Origin of the sequence: Pseudolysinimonas sp. (assembly GCF_049651805.1) — a bacterium.
In the GTDB taxonomy this organism is placed as follows: domain Bacteria; phylum Actinomycetota; class Actinomycetes; order Actinomycetales; family Microbacteriaceae; genus Pseudolysinimonas_A.
Map to the genome: position 1 here is coordinate 1 of NZ_JBASCU010000020.1, position 16,191 is coordinate 16,191.

Consider the following 16,191-nt stretch of genomic DNA (forward strand, 5'->3'; position numbering starts at 1 on the left):
CCTGAACGCGCACAACGACGAACCACGCCCACTCGTCTGGACCGCCTCAGCAGAATCCATCCTCGAGAAAGTCGCCCGCGGCCGAGTCGCCCTCAACCAGGCACCCAAAACCGGGACACACCACTAGGATGACCGCCATGGGCACAACGACCGCGCCGCGCACCGATCTGACGAGGGTGCTGCGTGAGGCGATCGTCTCGGGCGAGTACGCACCCAATCAGCGCCTCATCGAAGCCGACCTCTCCACGAGCTACGGCGCGAGTCGAGCCGCTGTTCGCACGGCCTTGCTCGAACTCGCCGCCGAGGGCCTAGTCGACCGGCTGCCCAACCGCGGCTCTCGGGTGCGGGCGATTCCCCTCGCCGAAGCGATCGAGATCCTCGAAGTGCGCATGAGCCTCGAGGGCCTGTGCGCGGCAAAAGCCGCCGAGAACATCACGGATGCCGAGATCGCCGAGTTCACCCGGTTGCGGTCCGACATCCTCAGCGCCGCGCAGTCCGACCTCTTCGAGTACTCGCGCCTCAATCAGGAGCTCGATCGCCGCATCCGCGAGATCGCCCACCACCCGACGGCCGTCGGCATCCTCGAGCGGCTGCGCGCGCAGGGCGTCCGCCACCAGTTCCGGCTCGCGTTCTACCCCGGCCGCGCCGCGGTGTCGGCTCCCGAGCATGCGGCGATCATCGACGCGATCACCAGCCGGGATGCCGCGCGCGCCGAAGCAGAGACCCGCACGCATCTGGGCAGCGTCATCGATACTCTCCGCACGATCGGCTGACGATCCTCCGCGGTCTCGACACGCCGCTGCGCGGAACCTCGACCATCGAGAAGGGACTCAGACCCTCACGCCGAGACGGCGCAGGTGCGCGTTCGCGAAGCGGTCCTGCGGGTCGAGCCGCTCGAAGACCGCGCGCGCGTCGGCGAGGCGTGGCACGACGGCGGCGACGGCATCCGCCTCCATCGTGTGCCACTTGCCCCAGTGCGGGCGGGCACCGAACGGAGCGAGCACGGCCTCGATGCGCGGGAGCAGCGCCCGCACAGCATCCGGATGATTCGCCCAGGTGAAGTGGATCGCGAGCGTGTCCCGGCCGGACGCGCCACTCAGCCAGAGGTCGTCGGCGCGCACGGTGCGCAATTCGCTCACCAGCAGATGCGGGCGGATGTCGTCGGCGAGCTGCCGCACTGCGGTGAGCGCGCCCGCGGCATCCGATCGCGCCACGAAGTACTCGCTCTGGATCTCGTCGCCGCTGCTGGGAGTCGCGTCGAGGCGGAAGTGCGGCAGTCGGTCGCACCAGGCGCCCGGAATCCCGAGCTGCTCAGTGAGGTTCTCGGTCGATCCGACGAGGGATGCCGTCTTTCGGTACGGTTGTGTGCCGGGGAGGGGTCGGAACGCGTCGAGACGCGACTTGACCCACACATCGCCGACCGCGTCGTCGTCCCAGGTGGTGAACACGCTCACGCTGTGTCCGGCTCCCGTGACCGCGTCGGGGTCGGCGAGGAATGCCTCCCAGGTCAGGCCCGAGTACACGTCTTGCCGCATCCGGTAGGTCGGCTCGATCGCCAAGGTGACGCGCACGACAATGCCGGACGCGCCGAGGCCGACCACGAGGGCGGGAAAGTCGGGATCGCCGACTCCGACCGCAACGAGCGCTCCCGAGGCGTCGACGTACTCGAGGCCGCGCACCGCCGTCGCGAGACTGCCGTTGCCGTGCCCGGAGCCGTGGGTTCCCGTGGCGATCGCGCCGCCGATCGAGATGTGCGGCAGCGAGCCGAGGTTGTGCAACGCCCAGCCGCGGTCTTCCAGCCAACGGGCGAGCACTCCGTACCGCGTGCCCGCGCCTACGGTGACCTGCCGCTTCACCTCGTCGAGCACCGGGTCGGCGGGGATGCCGGTCACCGTGACGAGCGTGCCGTCGGTATCGGCGAGGTCGTGGAACGAATGCCGCGTGCCGAGTGCCCGCACCCGGCCGCCCGCGGCGACGGCCTGGCACACCTCGTCGATCGAGCGTGCCTCGACCAGTTTCACGGCTGCGAATTCGTGGGTGCCAGCCCAGGTCGACCCGGCGACCGTCACGTCGTCGTCGCCACCGGGCGCCGCGCATTCGACGCATACACGTCGACATACTCCTGGCCGCTCAGCTGTCTGATCTCGTGCATGATCTCGTCGGTGATGGCGCGCAGCACGAAGCGATCCTCGGTGAGGCCGGCGTAGCGCGAGAAGTCCATCGGTTCGCCGAAGGTCACGATCACCCGTCCGCCGAACTTCGGAAACTTCGCGCCGCGCGGCAGGATCTCGTCGCTGCCAGAAATCGCGACCGGGATCACGGGCACGGGGGTGTCGAGCAGCAGGCGCGCGATCCCGGTGCGGCCGCGGTGCAGCCGGCCGTCCCGGCTGCGGGTGCCTTCCGGATAGATGCCCAGCAGCTTGCCGGCACGTAGCACGTGCACCCCGCCACCGAGCGACGACGCCGACGCCGAGCCCCCGCCGCGGTCGATCTCGAGCTGCCCCATCGCGAGCATGAAGCTGCGCACAACCCGCGCCCGCAGCCCTTTGCCCGTGAACAACTGCTCCTTGCCGAGGAAGGCCACGTGGCGCGGGATCGCCCCGGGGACGAACGCCGAGTCGAGCAGGGCGAGATGGTTGCTCGCCATGATCGCGGCACCCTTCTTCGGGATGTTGTGCACACCGCGCACCTCGTACCGCCACAACAACCGCAGCAGGGGTACCACGATGAGGTTCTTCGCGAGCCAATAGCGCACGCCCCTTGCTTAGCAGACTCCGTCGGTGGTGGGGGGCATGATGGGACGGTGACGCGACGCGGTGTGATCTTGTTCGTCGCCCTCGGCATCGCGTGGGGCATCCCGTATCTGTTCATCAAGATCGCGGTGAGTGAGCTCGAACCGCAGACGGTCGTGCTCGCGCGTGCCGCTCTCGCCGCGGTACTTCTGGTGCCGATCGCGGCGTTCCGGCACGAGATCATGCCCGTGCTGCGCCGCTGGAAGCCGATGCTCGCGTTCACCGTGATCGAGATCGTGCTGCCGTGGTACTTCCTCAATTCGGCCGAGCAGCGCATCCCCTCGTCGACCGCAGGTCTGCTCATCTCGGCGGTGCCGCTCGCAGCGGTCGGCGTGGCGTTCGTGCTCGGTCGCCGGGCGAGGCTCACCTGGATCAACTGGCTCGGCATCGTGGTCGGCATGGCGGGTGTCGGGGCCCTCGTCGGGTTCGAGATCGGCGGATCCGACCTCATCGCGGTCGTCGAGATCGCGATCGTCGTGATCGGCTACGCGCTGGGGCCGGCGATTCTGGCGCACTGGATCCCCGAGCTGCCGGGCATCGGCATCACGGCCGTCTCCCTCGCCGCGGCCGCGATCGTGTACGTGCCGTTCGTCGCCCTCACCGGAGCGTTCCCCACCGAGTGGCCCTCGCCCGAGGTGATCGTCGCGATCGTCGTGCTCGCGGTGGTGTGCAGTGCGCTCGCGTTCATCCTCATGGTCGCGCTGGTGACCGAGATCGGGCCGTTCCGCGCGACGGCGATCACCTACGTCAACCCGGCTGTGGCGATCCTCGCCGGGGCGATCTTCCTCGGCGAAGAGATCACCGTCTGGACGATCATCGGTTTCGTCTTGGTGCTGTCGGGGTCATACCTCGTCACGAAGCGCCGCGCGGAGCCGGTCGCTCCGGCGGGGCCGGAAGAGGCGACCGCCGAAGTGACCGCCTCCCGTCCCGCGCCGGAGCCGCGTCACTCGTAGCGCAGCGACTCCACCGGGTCGGCTTTCGCCGCCCGGGCGGCGGGCAGCGTTCCGGCGAGGAATGCGATGCCCATCACGATCAGCACGATCACGGCGATCGACACCGGGTCGAAGGCGATCAGGGTGAGGCCCGGCAGGCCGGCGAGCGGCCCGTCGGCGAGGACCGCGCTGATGCCTGCGCCAGCGAGCATCCCGAGGATGACCCCGATCCGTGAGCACGGTGCGGGTCTTCGACCGGAACGTGTTCGAGACGGCGGAGCCGACCAGATCGAGGGCCTTCATGCCGCCACCGCCATCGAGTCTTCGACCAGGAGGCCGTCGCGGATGAACACCCGGCCCGAACAGGATGTCCTCGACGATCGCTCCCGTCACCGAGTCGAGGTTGCCGGTGGGCTCGTCGGCGAAGATGATGCGCGGGTTGTTGACGAGGGCGCGGGCGATCACCGCACGTTGCTTCTGCCCGCCCGACAGGTCGACGGCGCGGTTGCCGGCCTTGTCGGCGATCTTCAACGGCAGGATGACGTTGTCGAGCACCGAGGCGCGCGGCGTGAGGAAGAACTGCTGGAACACGAAGCCGAACGTCTTGTTGCGGGTTCGGTTGAGGCGGGAACCGCGCAGCTTGCGGGTGTCGGCGCCTTCGAGCGCGATCGTGCCCTTCGTCGGGGCGTCGAGCAGCGCGAGCATGTGCATCAGCGTCGACTTGCCCGACCCGCTCTTGCCGACGATCGCGACACTCTGCCCCTCGGGAACCTCGAAACTCACCCCCGTGAGCGCGTCGAAGCGGTTCTGTCCGGTGCCGTACGTCTTGTGCACGTCGCGGACGGAGAGGATCGGCGTGGGCATGGAATGCATTCGCCTACTCCAGGCAGAGGATGCGGCCCGCGCTCAGGGCAGGAGGCCCGCGATCAATCGGGTGCTCGCGCTGTCGAATCGTTCGGGGCCGTCGTGCGCGCGGGCGATCATCATGGCACCTTCGAGGGTGTCGATGACGAGTCGTGCCGCGTCCTCCAGCGGTTCGCTCGCCGTCACCTCGCCATGCTCGACTCCCTGACGCAGAACGTTGGCGAGCCACGTCTCGTTTCGCTCGAAGAATCCCCGCACCGCACTGCGCATGCTCGAGGGGAGGGTCTGGTATTCGGCGGCGAGGATCCCGCACAGGCACATCCGGTTCGCCAGCAGAACGGCGCGGTAGAGCTCGACGTAGCGGGCAACCCGCGCGGGTGCTGCCTCGTCGGCGGTCGCGATCTGGTCGAGTTCGCGGAAGAACCGCTCGGAGTAGCGGGCGATCAGAGCCTCGCCGAGGGCTTCCTTGGTGCGGAAGTGGTAGTGCAGCGCCGGCTTGGTGACCCCGAGTTCGGCGGCGATGTCGGCGTAGCTGAATGCGTTGAATCCGCGGGTCTGTACCAAGCGTTCGGCGACGTCGAGGATCTCGCCCGCCCGGGTTGCGATCGGTTGCGCCTGAATGGTCACGTCGTCGAGCTTAGCGAATCCATTGACACTCGACTTACTAGTAGGTCAGGATACTGCCACCCGCCTCAACGGAGAGAAGGAGCACGACATGAAACGCTCAGAGCATCGCGCATTCGGCGAACCCGACGAGGTGCGCACCTTTCCCAACGGCCGCGCCGAGATCCTGACGATGGACGGCGGTGAGGTGGGCAAACTGACCTTCGCCCCGGGCTGGCGCTGGTCGAACGACCTGAAGCCGCTCGTCAACACCGCGAGCTGCGAGGCACCGCACTTCCAGTACCACCTCAGCGGAAAACTCGGCATCCGCATGGACGACGGCACCGAGTATGTCGCGGTCGCCGGTGACGTCACCTCGCTGCCGAGCGGTCACGACGCCTGGGTGATCGGAGAGGAGGATGTCGTCGTCGTCGACTGGTATGGCGCGAGTCACTACGCCCAACCGACGTCCATCGCATGACCACCCACAACGAAGCTCAGATCGAACGGCTGATCGCCGGCCTTAACGATCGCAAGATCGAGGTCATGGATGAGTTGTTCCACGATGACGCCACGATGGACTGGCCGCAATCACGCGAACGGGTGCGCGGCGCGAAGAACCGCCGAGCGATCTACGGCTCGTTCCCGCAGCTGCCCACCATCACCCCGCGTCGCATGATGAGTGCGGGCGACCTCGTCGTCCTCGAAGCGAGCCTCGACTACGGCGGGCCGACCTACGAGACCGTGTTCATCTTCGAGTTCCGCGACGGCAGGATCGAGAAGGAGACGGCCTACTGGAGCGAAGCCTTCGAGGCGCCCGAGTGGCGGGCGCAGTGGGTGGAGAGTTTCTAGCTGCCAGCCGCGCGGTCAGGCCCTGGCAGCGGTGAGCTCCTCGCGAACGATGTCCGCACCCGCCCTCAGCGCGCTCAGTTTCTCGAGTGCAACACCGCGAGACAAGGGCGCCATGCCGCAGTTCGTGCTCGGGAGGAGCTTGTCCGGATCGACGAACGCGAGCGCCCTCCGGAGGGTGTCGGCGACTTCCTCAGCGGTTTCGACCATCTCGCTTGCCACGTCGATCGCGCCGAGCATGACCTTCTTGCCACGGATGAGCTCGATGAGGTCCATTGGCACTCGGGAGTTGTGACTCTCCAGCGAGACGATGTCGAGAGTGGACCGTTGCAAGAGCGGGAACGACTCCTCGTACTGCCGCCACTCCGAACCGAGGGTCGCCTTCCAATCGGTGTTCGCCTTGATCCCGTACCCGTAGCAGATGTGCACGGCGGTCTCCGCGCTGAGGCCCTCGGCCGCCCTTTCGAGCGTCGCCACCCCCCAGTCCCGCATCTCGTCGAAGAAGACGTTGAAGGAGGGCTCGTCGAACTGGATGATGTCCACCCCCGCCGCCTCGAGTTCTTTCGCCTCCTGATTGAGGATCTTGGCGAACTCCCACGCCAGCTTCTCTCGGCTCTGGTAGTGGCGATCGTAGAGCGTGTCGATCATCGTCATCGGGCCGGGGAGCGCCCACTTGATCGGCTGATCGGTCTGCTGACGGAGGAACTTCGCATCGTCGACGAAGACGGGCTTCTCGCGGCTCACGGCCCCGACGACGGTCGGCACGCTCGCGTCATAGCGATCGCGGATCCGAACCGTCTCGCGCTGCTCGAAATCGACCCCGCTGAGATGCTCGATGAACGTCGTGACGAAGTGCTGGCGGGTCTGCTCACCGTCGCTGATGATGTCGATGCCGCGCCGACGCTGCTCCTGGACGGCGCTGCGGAGCGCATCCTGCTTGCCCTCGACCAGCTCGTCGCCCTGCAACTTCCACGGAGACCAGAGGGTCTCCGGCTGGGCGAGCCACGACGGCTTCGGCAGGCTGCCGACGATCGAGGTGGGCAGGAGGCCGCCGGTCACGCGACGCGGACGAGGGAGTCGGCGGCCCACTGCTCGAGCACGTCCCCGTGCGGCTTCATGAAGTGCTCCTCCGTGAACTTCCCCTGCGTGATCGCGAGCTGACTGCGCTCCTCGCGGTCGTAGGAGATCTGTGTGCGCGAGTAGTCCTGTTGATCCAGGGTCGGTCGGTAGACGCTCGCAGCGGCCGAGTTGGCGTTGTAGATCTCGGGTCGGTAGATCTTCTGGAACGTCTCCATCGTGCTGATCGTGCCGATGAGCTGCAGGTTGGAGTAGTCGCCGAGCAGATCGCCGCGGAAGTAGAACGCGAGCGGCGCCACGGCCCCGCGCGGCATGAAGTACCGGACGTGCAGCCCCATCTTCCCGAAGTACTCGTCGGTCAGCGAGGACTCGTCTTGGCGGTACTCGACGCCGAGGATCGGGTGGACGTTTTCGGTGCGACGATACGTGCGGCTCGTCGAGACGCTGATGCAGATCACGGGCGGGTTGGGGAACCGCTCCCGGTACGCGAGGGAGTCGAGGAAGCGCTCGAACAGCTTGCCGTGCAGATCGCCGAAGTCTTCGGGGACGGTGGCACCGGGCGCGGCTTCCTTCTTGAATGCCGGCAGCAACACGCTGAAGTCGTAGTCGCGGACGTACGACGAGAAGTTGTTCCCGACGATGCCGTCGGTGCGAGCGCCGGTGCGCCGGTCGACGATCTGGATGTCGAGGAACTCGAGCAACGGGAACTCCTGAGCCTGGCCGCCCGCGGTGAACTGCAGGCCCACGGAGACGATCTCGAGCTCCACGGTGTAGCGGTCGCCGTCCGGGTTGTCCCAGTGCGCGAGGTCGTTGAATCGGCCGTCGATCATCGTCAGGGCGTTGCGGAGATTCTGCTGACGGTGCTCGCCCCGGGCGAGATTGGCGAAGTTCGTGGTGGCCCGCGAGCTCGCCGACGGCGCGTAGTCCTCGTCGAAACGGGTGGTGGTGATGCTGAAGGTGAAGTCGCTCGCCATGAGTTCATGGTGCTCGGGCTCGTGGATATCGGGTAATCCGGCTCCACTATGCGTTCCTATAGCCTTTCCCTATGGCTAGGCGATCGAGCGGCATCACCCTGCAGCAGCTCCACTCCTTCATCGAGGTCGCCGCGGAGGGCTCGATCACCGCGGCCGCCGACCTCCTCTATGTCGCCCAGCCGACCATGTCCGCGGCGATGAAAGACCTCGAGAGCCGGGTAGGACGCGCCCTCCTCGTTCGCTCCGCCCGCGGGGTTACGCTCACCACCGATGGGGCGGAGTTCCTCGGGTACGCCCGACAGGTCGTCGAACAGGTAGCCCTCCTCGAACAGCGCTACCTCGGTCGACCGCCGTCGCGACGACTGCTCGGGGTCTCGGCGCAGCACTACTCGTTCGCGGTCGACGCATTCGTGCGGATGGTCAAGGGCACCGAGGCAGCCGAATACGAGTTCTCGCTGCGCGAGACGCGCACCTGGGACATCATCGAGGATGTTCGGACGCTCCGCAGCGAGCTGGGCATCCTCTACCGCAACGACTTCAACCGGAACGTCATCGACAAGCTGCTCCGCGACTCCGGGCTCGCCTTCCACCCGCTCTTCGTCGCCAAGCCGCACATCTTCATCTCCCGGAGGAACCCCCTCGCCTCTCGCGATCGCGCGACCCTCGCCGATCTCGCCGACCTGCCGCGGCTCACCTTCGACCAGGGGGCGAACAACTCCTTCTACTTCGCCGAGGAGATTCTCTCCACCTTGTCGAGCAAGCAAGAGATCCGGGTCTCCGACCGGGCGACGATCTTCAACCTGATGATCGGACTCGACGGCTACACGATCTCGACCGGCATCATCAGCGACGACCTCGACCCGGAGATCGTCGCCATCCCGCTCGACGTCGACGAACGCATCGAGATCGGCTGGATCGGCCATTCCGCGATCCCGCTCACGGGGCAGGCACAGCGATACCTCGCGGAAGTGAGGGAAGTTGTCGCAGGGTTCGGCGTGGAACTCCTCGGCTAGGGCGAGAATACACAACGTGCGACAACGGCTCGCTACCGCCAACGGCAAGCGTTGACGGCATTGGGTGGAGATGGGGGGAATTGAACCCCCGTCCATCGCTGAGGACCTGCGCATTCTCCGGGCGCAGCTCGTGAGAGCATTCTACTCGGCTCCGACCTTTGCCACGAGCATCTAGGTCGACGAGCCCAGCCTCAGTAAAAGTCCCGCGAGCCCCTGAGACTCAGGTTCGCAGCAAGTCCTCTAGATGACGCCAGGGTCCGGGGCGAGGACACACCCGGTCTGACGGACACGGTCTACGCCTTAGGCGGCGAGAGCGTAGTCGGCGCGATTAGCATCGGCACCTGTTTTTTGAGGAGATCGTTTACGAGATAACCCCTCATCCTCGGCCCGCTTCTCGCAGCTTCACAGACGATGTCGAAACCGATCATCCCCATGGAGTCCCTGAACCGCTTCGTCGCCCGGAGGGCGAGTGTGGCTAGCAGGGAGGCCGTTGTCGCACGCTGTGGAGTTGTCAACTGCCCGCAGGCAGCCTCTCAGTCTACGTCGGATGCAAGGATTGCGCCATGAGTTCGATCAACCCAGTCGAGACCATCATCACCGTGCAGGGCACCGCGTCAGAGTGGTTCGACGCCGAACGCGCGACCGTCAACGTGACCGTGCAGCACGACGGGCCGAAGCGCGAGCCCGTCTTTGAGGCGACGACGAGCGTCGGCGCGCAGGTGACTGCGGCCCTCGGCGACCTGGAGGGCACAGCGGTGACCCGCTGGTCGAGCGACCGGGTGAGCGTGTGGTCGAACCGCCCGTGGAACAACGAGGGCAAGCAGCTCGCACCGGTGTTCTACGCGGCGTTGTCGGCATCCGCCCGCTTTCAGGATTTCGACGCGCTCAGCGCCTTCGTCGAGCGCTTCGCCACCGTCACCGGCGTGACGATCGCGTCGATCACCTGGGATCTCACCGAAGAGCGCCGGCTGGCGGTGACGAGCGACATCCAGACCAAGGCCGTACAGGATGCCACCGTCAAGGCGACCACGTACGCGCGGGCCGCAGGCCTCTCGACAGTCACCGCGCTCGCGCTCGCCGACCCGGGGATGCTCGGCGACGGCCCGTCGGGCGGCGGACCGCAGCCGATGCAGCGGGGCGCCGGCAAGATGATGATGGCGATGGATGCGCAGGGCGGCGGTACGCCGTTGACGTTCACGCCCGACCGCATCGAGGTGTCGGCGAGCGTCGACGCTCGGTTCCTCGCGCGCTAGAGCTAGCCGATCGCCGCGAGCGCCGAGATCACGACCCCCACCGCGAAGGCCCCGGCGCCGCCCAGGGTAAGGGCGAAGGAGACTTTGATCGACGCGTTGGTCCCGGCGACACCGAGCAGCAGCAGCGAGAGTGCGAACACGACGGCGGCGATGGTCTGTTGCAAGCTGCGCGCGTCGAGCGACTCGGCGATCTCGAAGGCGACAGTGGAGGCGGCGTTGGCCGAATAGGTGGGCGCGAACACCACGGCGGCATACTGCGAGCTCTGAGTCGGCAGATCGTCGGCCTGATAGCCACCCTCGAGGAACTCGTGCCAGTCGTCAAGCACCCCGGGGGTGGCGGCGCTCAGGATGGCATCCTGCTGGTCGCGGATACCCTCGACATCGGTGGCGGTGCCGGTGATGATCTCGAACTCGAGATCGAGCGCCGCGAAGATGCGCTCCCCGTCGTCGAAGGCGGCGAGATCCGACGCGATGAAGCCGCTGAGGCTCACGTCGCGCAACTGGCCGGCGATCGACTCATACCGCCCCGCCTGCTGCGACCATTCCGAGGCCTGGTAGGCACCGAAAGCCGTCGCGACCGAGACGAGGCCAAGCAAAATCGCCGTCGCGATCTCGAGCGCGGCGCGCATCCGTTCTTCTGCCATCGCCTCGCCTCAGTACGCCGTGGACATGAGCAGCAGCCCGAACAGGAAGACACTTCCGCCCATCGCGAGCGTGATGTAGCGGGTCGTGCGCAGTCGGTTGATTCCCGCGACACCGAAGAGGAAGAGCGCGAGGGCGTGCACGAGCGACGCCTGCCCGAAGATCGCGGCACGGCCGGCGAGCTGCTTGCCCAGGTCGCCGAGACGCTGGGAGGCGAGGGTGAGGGCGTCGGCTTCGCCCTGATTCTGCACGAGGTAATCGGCGGATGCCGCCGGGTTGCCGTCGGCGGGGAAGCCCGCCGAGCGCCACTCGGCGAAGAGCTCCGAGGCTCCGTCGACGTAGACCGTGGCGAGGGCGCCGGAGATGTCGCTGTCGAGCTCGAGGACCTCGAGCTCGTCGCCCGCCGCGAGTGCTTCGTCCTGGAGGCGGGCGAGACGCTCGGCTTCGTACATCGCGCCGAGGTCGGCCCGCTGTTTGAGCTGCGCGACGACGGCGACCGAGATGCTCTGATCGCGAGCATCCGCCGAGTCGGTGGCGAAGCGGCCGGCGTCGCTGTTCCACACGCTCGCCTGGAGCACGCCGAGGGCCGTGACGACCGAGACGATTCCGAGCGCGATCGCCGTCGCGATCTCGAGGCCGCGCCCTGCGGGAAGGCTCTCCACATCCGATACCGTATCGCTGTGAGCGACGACACGGCCCCCCTCGGCTGGTGGGGCAAGCTGCCGTCGTGGGCGCGTGTCGGCCTCATCGCCTTCGGCGTCGTCGTCATCGCTCTCAGCGCGGTCGTCGCCTTCCGGGTGGCCACCCGGGTGCCGGCGATTCCGACCGGCCTGACCGCCGCGGCCGAGCTGCGTCCCGGGTCGTGCCTCGCCGAATCAGCCCTCGATCTCGACGAGTACACCGTCGTGCCCTGCGGGCAGCCGCATCCCCAGCAGGTCTTCGCGACGGCCGACCTCGAACTCGACGACGACCTCTACGCGCTGACCGGCGGAGCGCTTGAGGCATTCGGTGACGCCGTCTGCGACCGCTACCTCGAGTACCGACTGTTCCTCGATGAAGATCTCGACAAGCGCGACTACTCGGCCGGCGCGATCGCCCTGCCCTCCCCCGGCGATTACGCCGCCGGCGTGACCGAGACGCGGTGCGTCATCGCACACGACGAGGGCGCCGACCTGGTCGAGGACCTCTACCGCCCGATGCCCTGACTATTCGCCGCGGTTGGTGCGGGTCGACATCGCCCGGGCGGCTTCGCGCTTGTCCTGACGCTCCCGCAGCGCGTGGCGCTTGTCGTACTCGCGCTTACCCTTTGCCACCGCGATCTCAACCTTCGCCCGACCGTCGAGAAAGTAGATCGAGAGCGGGATGAGGGTGTACCCGCCCTCCTTCGTCTTGTGCGAGATCTTGATGATCTGCGCCTTGTGCAGCAGCAGCTTCCGCTTGCGCCGCGGCGGGTGGTTCGTCCAGGTGCCTTCCGTGTACTCCGGAATGTGCACGGCATCCAGCCAGGCTTCGTTGCCGTCGATGAAGGCGTAGCCGTCGACGAGCGACGCCCGGCCGGCGCGCAGCGACTTCACCTCGGTGCCGGTGAGCACCAGACCCGCTTCATAGGTGTCTTCGATCGTGTAGTCGTGACGCGCCTTGCGGTTCGTCGCGACGACCTTCTGACCCTGTTCCTTCGGCATCCTGCTCACCTCCTTCGCATCCGTAGCCCCAGCGGTAGCTAGCGCCGAGCAGCCGCCCAGTCTAACCGGATGCGAGTCGGCTCACGCTTTCAGATAGCGGCGGATGGCGACGGCTGCCGAGAGCGCGGCGAGCACGGCGCCGAGACCCAGCAGCATGGGGGCCACAACGAGGGCGTCGCTCGTGCCGACGAAGCCGATCGTCGTGATCTCCCCCGCGAGGTAGCCGCCGACGAAGAACTCGGTGAGGGCGATGAGCGCGACGCCCGCCAACGCGGAGCCGATGAGTGCGGCGAAGACCCCCTCGAGAATGAATGGCGTCTCGATGAAGCGGTTCGACGCACCGACGAGCCGCATGATCGAGATCTCCCGCCGTCGTGAGAAGGCCGACAGCCGGATCGTCGTCGAGATGAGCAGCGCGGCGGCGATCAGCATGAGCGCGGCGATGCCGACGGCACTCAGGCTGAGGGTGTTGATCATCGTGAAGATCGGTTCCAGGAACGCCCGCGCGTCCTTCACCTCGAACACTCCCGGCATGCCGCTGATCTGGTCGATCACGATCTCGGCCTGGTTGGGGTCGACGAGTTTCACCCGGAACGACTCGGGCAGGATCTCGGGGCTCGCGAGTTCGGCGATCGCCGTGCCCTCCCACTGCTCGAGCACGTTCTGGTACGCCTGCTCCCGGGTCTCGAACTCGACCTGTTCGATGTAGGGCGCGAGCGTCGCGCCGCTGAGCTCGTTCTCGACCGCATCGATCTGACTCTGCGTCGCGGCTTGCTCCTCGCACGGCCCGCCGTCGAAACTCGTGCAGAGGTAGACGGCCACCTGCGACCGCTCGTACCAGTAGCCCTTCATCTGGTTGATCTGGAACTGCAAAAGGATCGCAGTGCCGACGAAGGTGAGCGAGATGAAGGTGACCAGCACGACCGAGACGACCATCGAGAGGTTGCGCCGCAACCCCTGGGCGACCTCGCCGAGCACGAGCGCGAGTCTCATCGCTCCTCCCGCGGGGGTGCGGTCGGCCACTGGAAGCCGGGCGGCGGCCCGCTGCCGGGTTCGGGGATGACGGTGCCCCGGCCGGTGGAGATGGGCTCGACGGTGGGAGTCGCCGACACGGTCACCGGCACGGACTCCGGCGTCGGCTCGGGCTCGGGCTCGGGCTCCGGCTCCGGCTCCGGCTCCGGCTCCGGGTCGAGCAACGGTCGCGCCCTGGGCGCCTTCTCGGGCTCCGGTCGCGGGTCGGGAACCGCGGCGGCGAGGTCGTCGAACGACGGTTCGGGCCGCGCCGACTTCACGATCGGCATCGAGGTGGTCTGGTAGCCGCCCTGCCGCTCGTCGCGCACGATCTGGCCGCCGACCAGTTCGATCACGCGGCGCTTCATCTGGTCGACGATGCCCGCGTCATGGGTGGCCATCAGCACGGTCGTGCCGTTCGCGTTGATCGTCGCGAGCAGGGTCATGATGCCCGCGCTCGTCGCCGGGTCGAGGTTTCCGGTCGGCTCGTCGGCGAGAAGGATGGCGGGCTTGTTCACGACGGCACGTGCGATCGCGACACGCTGCTGCTCACCGCCGGAGAGTTCATGGGGGTAGCGGTTCTGCTTGCCGCCGAGCCCCACCATCTTGAGCACGTCGGGAACGGCCTCCTGGATGAAGCCCTTGCTCTTGCCGATCACCTGGAGGCTGAACGCGACGTTGTCGAAGACGGTCTTGTTGGGCAGCAGCCGGAAGTCTTGGAACACGACGCCGAGGCTGCGCCGAAAGTACGGCACCTTGCTGCTCGAGATCGCCCCGAGATCCTGGCCGAGCACGAAGATCTTGCCCTTCGTCGGCCGGTCTTCCTTGAGCACGAGCCGCAGGAACGACGACTTGCCCGATCCGGAGGCGCCGACGAGGAACACGAACTCGCCCTTGAGCACCTCAAGCGTCACCGCGTTGAGCGCGGGGCGGGAGGTGCCGGGGTAGGTCTTGGTGACGCCGTCGAACAGGATCATGACTTGCTCAGGCTAAGTCGGCATCCGCGCGATTCCGGGTGCGACACTCCCCCTACGAGACCTCCGCGAGGGTTCGCTCGAGGGCTGCGGCCATACGGCGGTGACCGATCGATTCGAAACCGACGATGGTGACGACCGGAGCAGCCATCACGACGATGAGGCTCCAGCCGAGGGAGACGCCGTTTTCGGCCAGAAGTCTCATTCACAGGTGGCGCGATGTCGGTCACCCGATCAGGCTAAGCCGCAACCCCGCCCGCGACGCGTTGGACGAGCGGCACTCCCGGACGGTACGCGAGGTGCACCGCCGAGGGGGCGTCGAGCACCACGAGCCCGCCGGTCGCGCCGGGCCGCAGATGGCCGACGTCGTCGCGCCGCAGGGCGGCGGCCCCGCCGAGCGTCGCCGCGCGCAAAGCCTCCGGCACGGTGAGTCCCATCTCGCGCACGGCGAGGGCGATGCAGAAGGGCAGGGATGTCGTGTACGACGATCCGGGATTGCAGTCCGTCGCGAGAGCGATCGTCACCCCGGCATCCAGCAGTCGGCGGCCGGAAGGGTAGGGCTGGCGCGTCGAGAATTCGGCTCCCGGCAGCAGCGTCGCGACGGTCGACGAACCCGCGAGCAGCTCGACGTCGCGGTCGGAGAGGAAGGTGGCGTGGTCGACGCTCGCCGCGCCGAGGTCGACGGCGAGTTCGACGGCGGCCGACGGTTCGAGTTGCGCTCCGTGCAGGCGCGCCCCGAGCCCGCGGGCGATGCCGGCCTCGAGCACTCGACGGCTCTCGTCGACGGTGAAGGCGCCGCGGTCGCAGAACACGTCGATCCACCGGGCGTGCGGCGCGCAGGCGTCGAGCATCGACCCTGTGACGAGGTCGAGGTAGGCGTCGCGATCGTCGGCGTACTCGGCCGGCACGACGTGGGCGCCGAGGAATGTCGTCTCAGGCGTGAGGGAGCGGGCGAGCCGCAGGGCGCGGGCTTCGTCATCGACGGTGAGCCCGTAGCCCGACTTGATCTCGACGGTGGTCGTGCCCTGAGCCCGCAGTTCGGCGAGCAGCCGCCGCGCGTTGACAAGCAGCTCGTCGTCGCTCGCTGCGCGGGTGGCCTCGACGGTGCGTTGGATGCCGCCCGCGGTGTACGACTCCCCCGCCATCCGCGCGGCGAACTCGTCGGCACGGTCGCCGGCGAACATCAGGTGGGTGTGGCTGTCGACGAAGCCCGGGATCACCGCGGCGCCGTCGACGTCGAGCCGCTCGTCGGCGTCGGGGGCGTGACGGGCGTCTCCCGTCCAAGCGACGACGCCGTCGTCGAGTACCACGGCGGCGTCGGAGCGCACCGGGCGGCCGTCGTCCCACGTCGTCAGCTCTCCGATGCCGGTGACCAGCAGCGTTCTCATTCGTCGACCTCCCCGATCGCCTGGGCCAGCAAGGCCCCGACATCGTCGAGCGGATGCGCCCCGGCCTCGACGACGCGGCGCCCGCCCACCACGACGTCGGTGACGTCGGCCGCCGAGGCGGCGAGCCAGGCCTGGTC

At 67.6% G+C, this 16,191-nt stretch carries 20 protein-coding genes and 1 other RNA gene; 7 read left to right on the top strand and 14 right to left on the bottom strand.

Features of this window, described 5'->3' with window-relative positions; translation table 11 throughout:
- Positions 1-137 precede the first annotated feature (137 nt).
- Positions 138-773: a GntR family transcriptional regulator gene (locus WBL06_RS04575; RefSeq protein ID WP_424454793.1), complete on the top strand. Its 636-nt coding sequence runs from the start codon at positions 138-140 to the stop codon at positions 771-773.
- A gap of 57 nt (positions 774-830) precedes the next feature.
- Here the strand turns inward: WBL06_RS04575 and WBL06_RS04580 are convergent, their stop codons facing one another.
- Together WBL06_RS04580 and WBL06_RS04585 are read right to left on the bottom strand one after the other, a co-directional pair.
- Positions 831-2,069 carry an FAD-binding protein gene (locus tag WBL06_RS04580; protein ID WP_424454794.1) on the bottom strand — a complete coding sequence of 413 codons (1,239 nt, stop codon included), beginning with the start codon at positions 2,067-2,069 and terminating at the stop codon, positions 831-833.
- The gene (locus WBL06_RS04585; RefSeq protein ID WP_424454795.1) at positions 2,066-2,755 is read right to left on the bottom strand and encodes a lysophospholipid acyltransferase family protein; all 690 of its coding nucleotides are present in this window, start codon (positions 2,753-2,755) and stop codon (positions 2,066-2,068) included. Before WBL06_RS04585 ends, WBL06_RS04580 begins: the two co-directional genes overlap by 4 nt.
- Positions 2,756-2,803: 48 nt before the next feature.
- On the opposite strand from WBL06_RS04585, the gene WBL06_RS04590 reads away from it, so the two are divergent.
- The gene (locus WBL06_RS04590) at positions 2,804-3,745 is read left to right on the top strand and encodes a DMT family transporter (protein ID WP_424454796.1); all 942 of its coding nucleotides are present in this window, start codon (positions 2,804-2,806) and stop codon (positions 3,743-3,745) included.
- Here WBL06_RS04590 and WBL06_RS04595 read toward each other — a convergent pair.
- Together WBL06_RS04595 and WBL06_RS04600 are read right to left on the bottom strand one after the other, a co-directional pair.
- The gene (locus tag WBL06_RS04595; RefSeq protein WP_424454797.1) at positions 3,635-4,588 is read right to left on the bottom strand and encodes an ABC transporter ATP-binding protein; all 954 of its coding nucleotides are present in this window, start codon (positions 4,586-4,588) and stop codon (positions 3,635-3,637) included. The two genes, WBL06_RS04590 and WBL06_RS04595, sit on opposite strands and share 111 nt — an antisense overlap.
- Before the next feature lie 42 nt (positions 4,589-4,630).
- Positions 4,631-5,215, bottom strand: a complete 585-nt coding sequence (locus WBL06_RS04600; RefSeq protein ID WP_424454798.1) for a TetR/AcrR family transcriptional regulator — start codon at positions 5,213-5,215, stop codon at positions 4,631-4,633.
- Positions 5,216-5,303: 88 nt separating this feature from the next.
- Between WBL06_RS04600 and WBL06_RS04605 the strand changes: the two genes are divergently transcribed.
- Positions 5,304-5,672 carry a cupin domain-containing protein gene (locus tag WBL06_RS04605; RefSeq protein ID WP_424454799.1) on the top strand — a complete coding sequence of 123 codons (369 nt, stop codon included), beginning with the start codon at positions 5,304-5,306 and terminating at the stop codon, positions 5,670-5,672.
- Positions 5,669-6,043, top strand: a complete 375-nt coding sequence (locus tag WBL06_RS04610) for a nuclear transport factor 2 family protein (protein WP_424454800.1) — start codon at positions 5,669-5,671, stop codon at positions 6,041-6,043. The genes WBL06_RS04605 and WBL06_RS04610 overlap by 4 nt, the downstream gene beginning before the upstream one ends.
- Before the next feature lie 15 nt (positions 6,044-6,058).
- On the opposite strand, the gene WBL06_RS04615 is transcribed toward WBL06_RS04610, so the two are convergent.
- Positions 6,059-7,099 (bottom strand): methionine synthase, encoded by a 1,041-nt coding sequence (locus WBL06_RS04615; RefSeq protein ID WP_424454801.1) that lies wholly within the window; start codon positions 7,097-7,099, stop codon positions 6,059-6,061.
- Positions 7,096-8,091, bottom strand: coding sequence for a DUF1852 domain-containing protein (locus tag WBL06_RS04620; RefSeq protein ID WP_424454802.1), 996 nt, complete (start codon positions 8,089-8,091; stop codon positions 7,096-7,098). The genes WBL06_RS04615 and WBL06_RS04620 overlap by 4 nt, the downstream gene beginning before the upstream one ends.
- 71 nt (positions 8,092-8,162) lie before the next feature.
- Between WBL06_RS04620 and WBL06_RS04625 the strand changes: the two genes are divergently transcribed.
- Positions 8,163-9,104 carry a LysR family transcriptional regulator gene (locus tag WBL06_RS04625; RefSeq protein WP_424454803.1) on the top strand — a complete coding sequence of 314 codons (942 nt, stop codon included), beginning with the start codon at positions 8,163-8,165 and terminating at the stop codon, positions 9,102-9,104.
- Positions 9,105-9,166: 62 nt separating this feature from the next.
- On the opposite strand, the gene ssrA is transcribed toward WBL06_RS04625, so the two are convergent.
- Positions 9,167-9,536, bottom strand: a transfer-messenger RNA (tmRNA) gene (gene ssrA, locus WBL06_RS04630).
- A gap of 131 nt (positions 9,537-9,667) precedes the next feature.
- Here ssrA and WBL06_RS04635 point away from each other — a divergent pair.
- A complete protein-coding gene (locus WBL06_RS04635) occupies positions 9,668-10,357 on the top strand; it encodes an SIMPL domain-containing protein (RefSeq protein ID WP_424454804.1) in 690 nt (229 codons plus the stop codon).
- Positions 10,358-10,359: 2 nt separating this feature from the next.
- Here the strand turns inward: WBL06_RS04635 and WBL06_RS04640 are convergent, their stop codons facing one another.
- Together WBL06_RS04640 and WBL06_RS04645 are read right to left on the bottom strand one after the other, a co-directional pair.
- Positions 10,360-11,001 carry a hypothetical protein gene (locus WBL06_RS04640; protein ID WP_424454805.1) on the bottom strand — a complete coding sequence of 214 codons (642 nt, stop codon included), beginning with the start codon at positions 10,999-11,001 and terminating at the stop codon, positions 10,360-10,362.
- A 9-nt stretch (positions 11,002-11,010) separates the two neighbouring features.
- Complete coding sequence (locus WBL06_RS04645; RefSeq protein WP_424454806.1) at positions 11,011-11,661, bottom strand: hypothetical protein; 651 nt, start codon at positions 11,659-11,661, stop codon at positions 11,011-11,013.
- 18 nt (positions 11,662-11,679) lie between these two features.
- Here WBL06_RS04645 and WBL06_RS04650 point away from each other — a divergent pair, with 18 nt between their 5' ends.
- Complete coding sequence (locus tag WBL06_RS04650; protein ID WP_424454807.1) at positions 11,680-12,204, top strand: hypothetical protein; 525 nt, start codon at positions 11,680-11,682, stop codon at positions 12,202-12,204.
- Here WBL06_RS04650 and smpB read toward each other — a convergent pair whose 3' ends face one another.
- The 5 genes from smpB to hutI form a co-directional block, all read right to left on the bottom strand.
- Positions 12,205-12,681, bottom strand: a complete 477-nt coding sequence (gene smpB / locus WBL06_RS04655) for an SsrA-binding protein SmpB (protein WP_191281454.1) — start codon at positions 12,679-12,681, stop codon at positions 12,205-12,207.
- Between the two features lie 81 nt (positions 12,682-12,762).
- Complete coding sequence (gene ftsX / locus WBL06_RS04660) at positions 12,763-13,674, bottom strand: permease-like cell division protein FtsX (RefSeq protein ID WP_424454808.1); 912 nt, start codon at positions 13,672-13,674, stop codon at positions 12,763-12,765.
- The gene (gene ftsE / locus WBL06_RS04665) at positions 13,671-14,669 is read right to left on the bottom strand and encodes a cell division ATP-binding protein FtsE (protein ID WP_424454809.1); all 999 of its coding nucleotides are present in this window, start codon (positions 14,667-14,669) and stop codon (positions 13,671-13,673) included. The genes ftsX and ftsE overlap by 4 nt, the downstream gene beginning before the upstream one ends.
- A 52-nt stretch (positions 14,670-14,721) precedes the next feature.
- Positions 14,722-14,871 (bottom strand): hypothetical protein, encoded by a 150-nt coding sequence (locus tag WBL06_RS04670; RefSeq protein ID WP_424454810.1) that lies wholly within the window; start codon positions 14,869-14,871, stop codon positions 14,722-14,724.
- 34 nt (positions 14,872-14,905) lie between these two features.
- The gene (gene hutI, locus WBL06_RS04675; protein WP_424454811.1) at positions 14,906-16,054 is read right to left on the bottom strand and encodes an imidazolonepropionase; all 1,149 of its coding nucleotides are present in this window, start codon (positions 16,052-16,054) and stop codon (positions 14,906-14,908) included.
- Positions 16,055-16,191 lie beyond the last annotated feature (137 nt).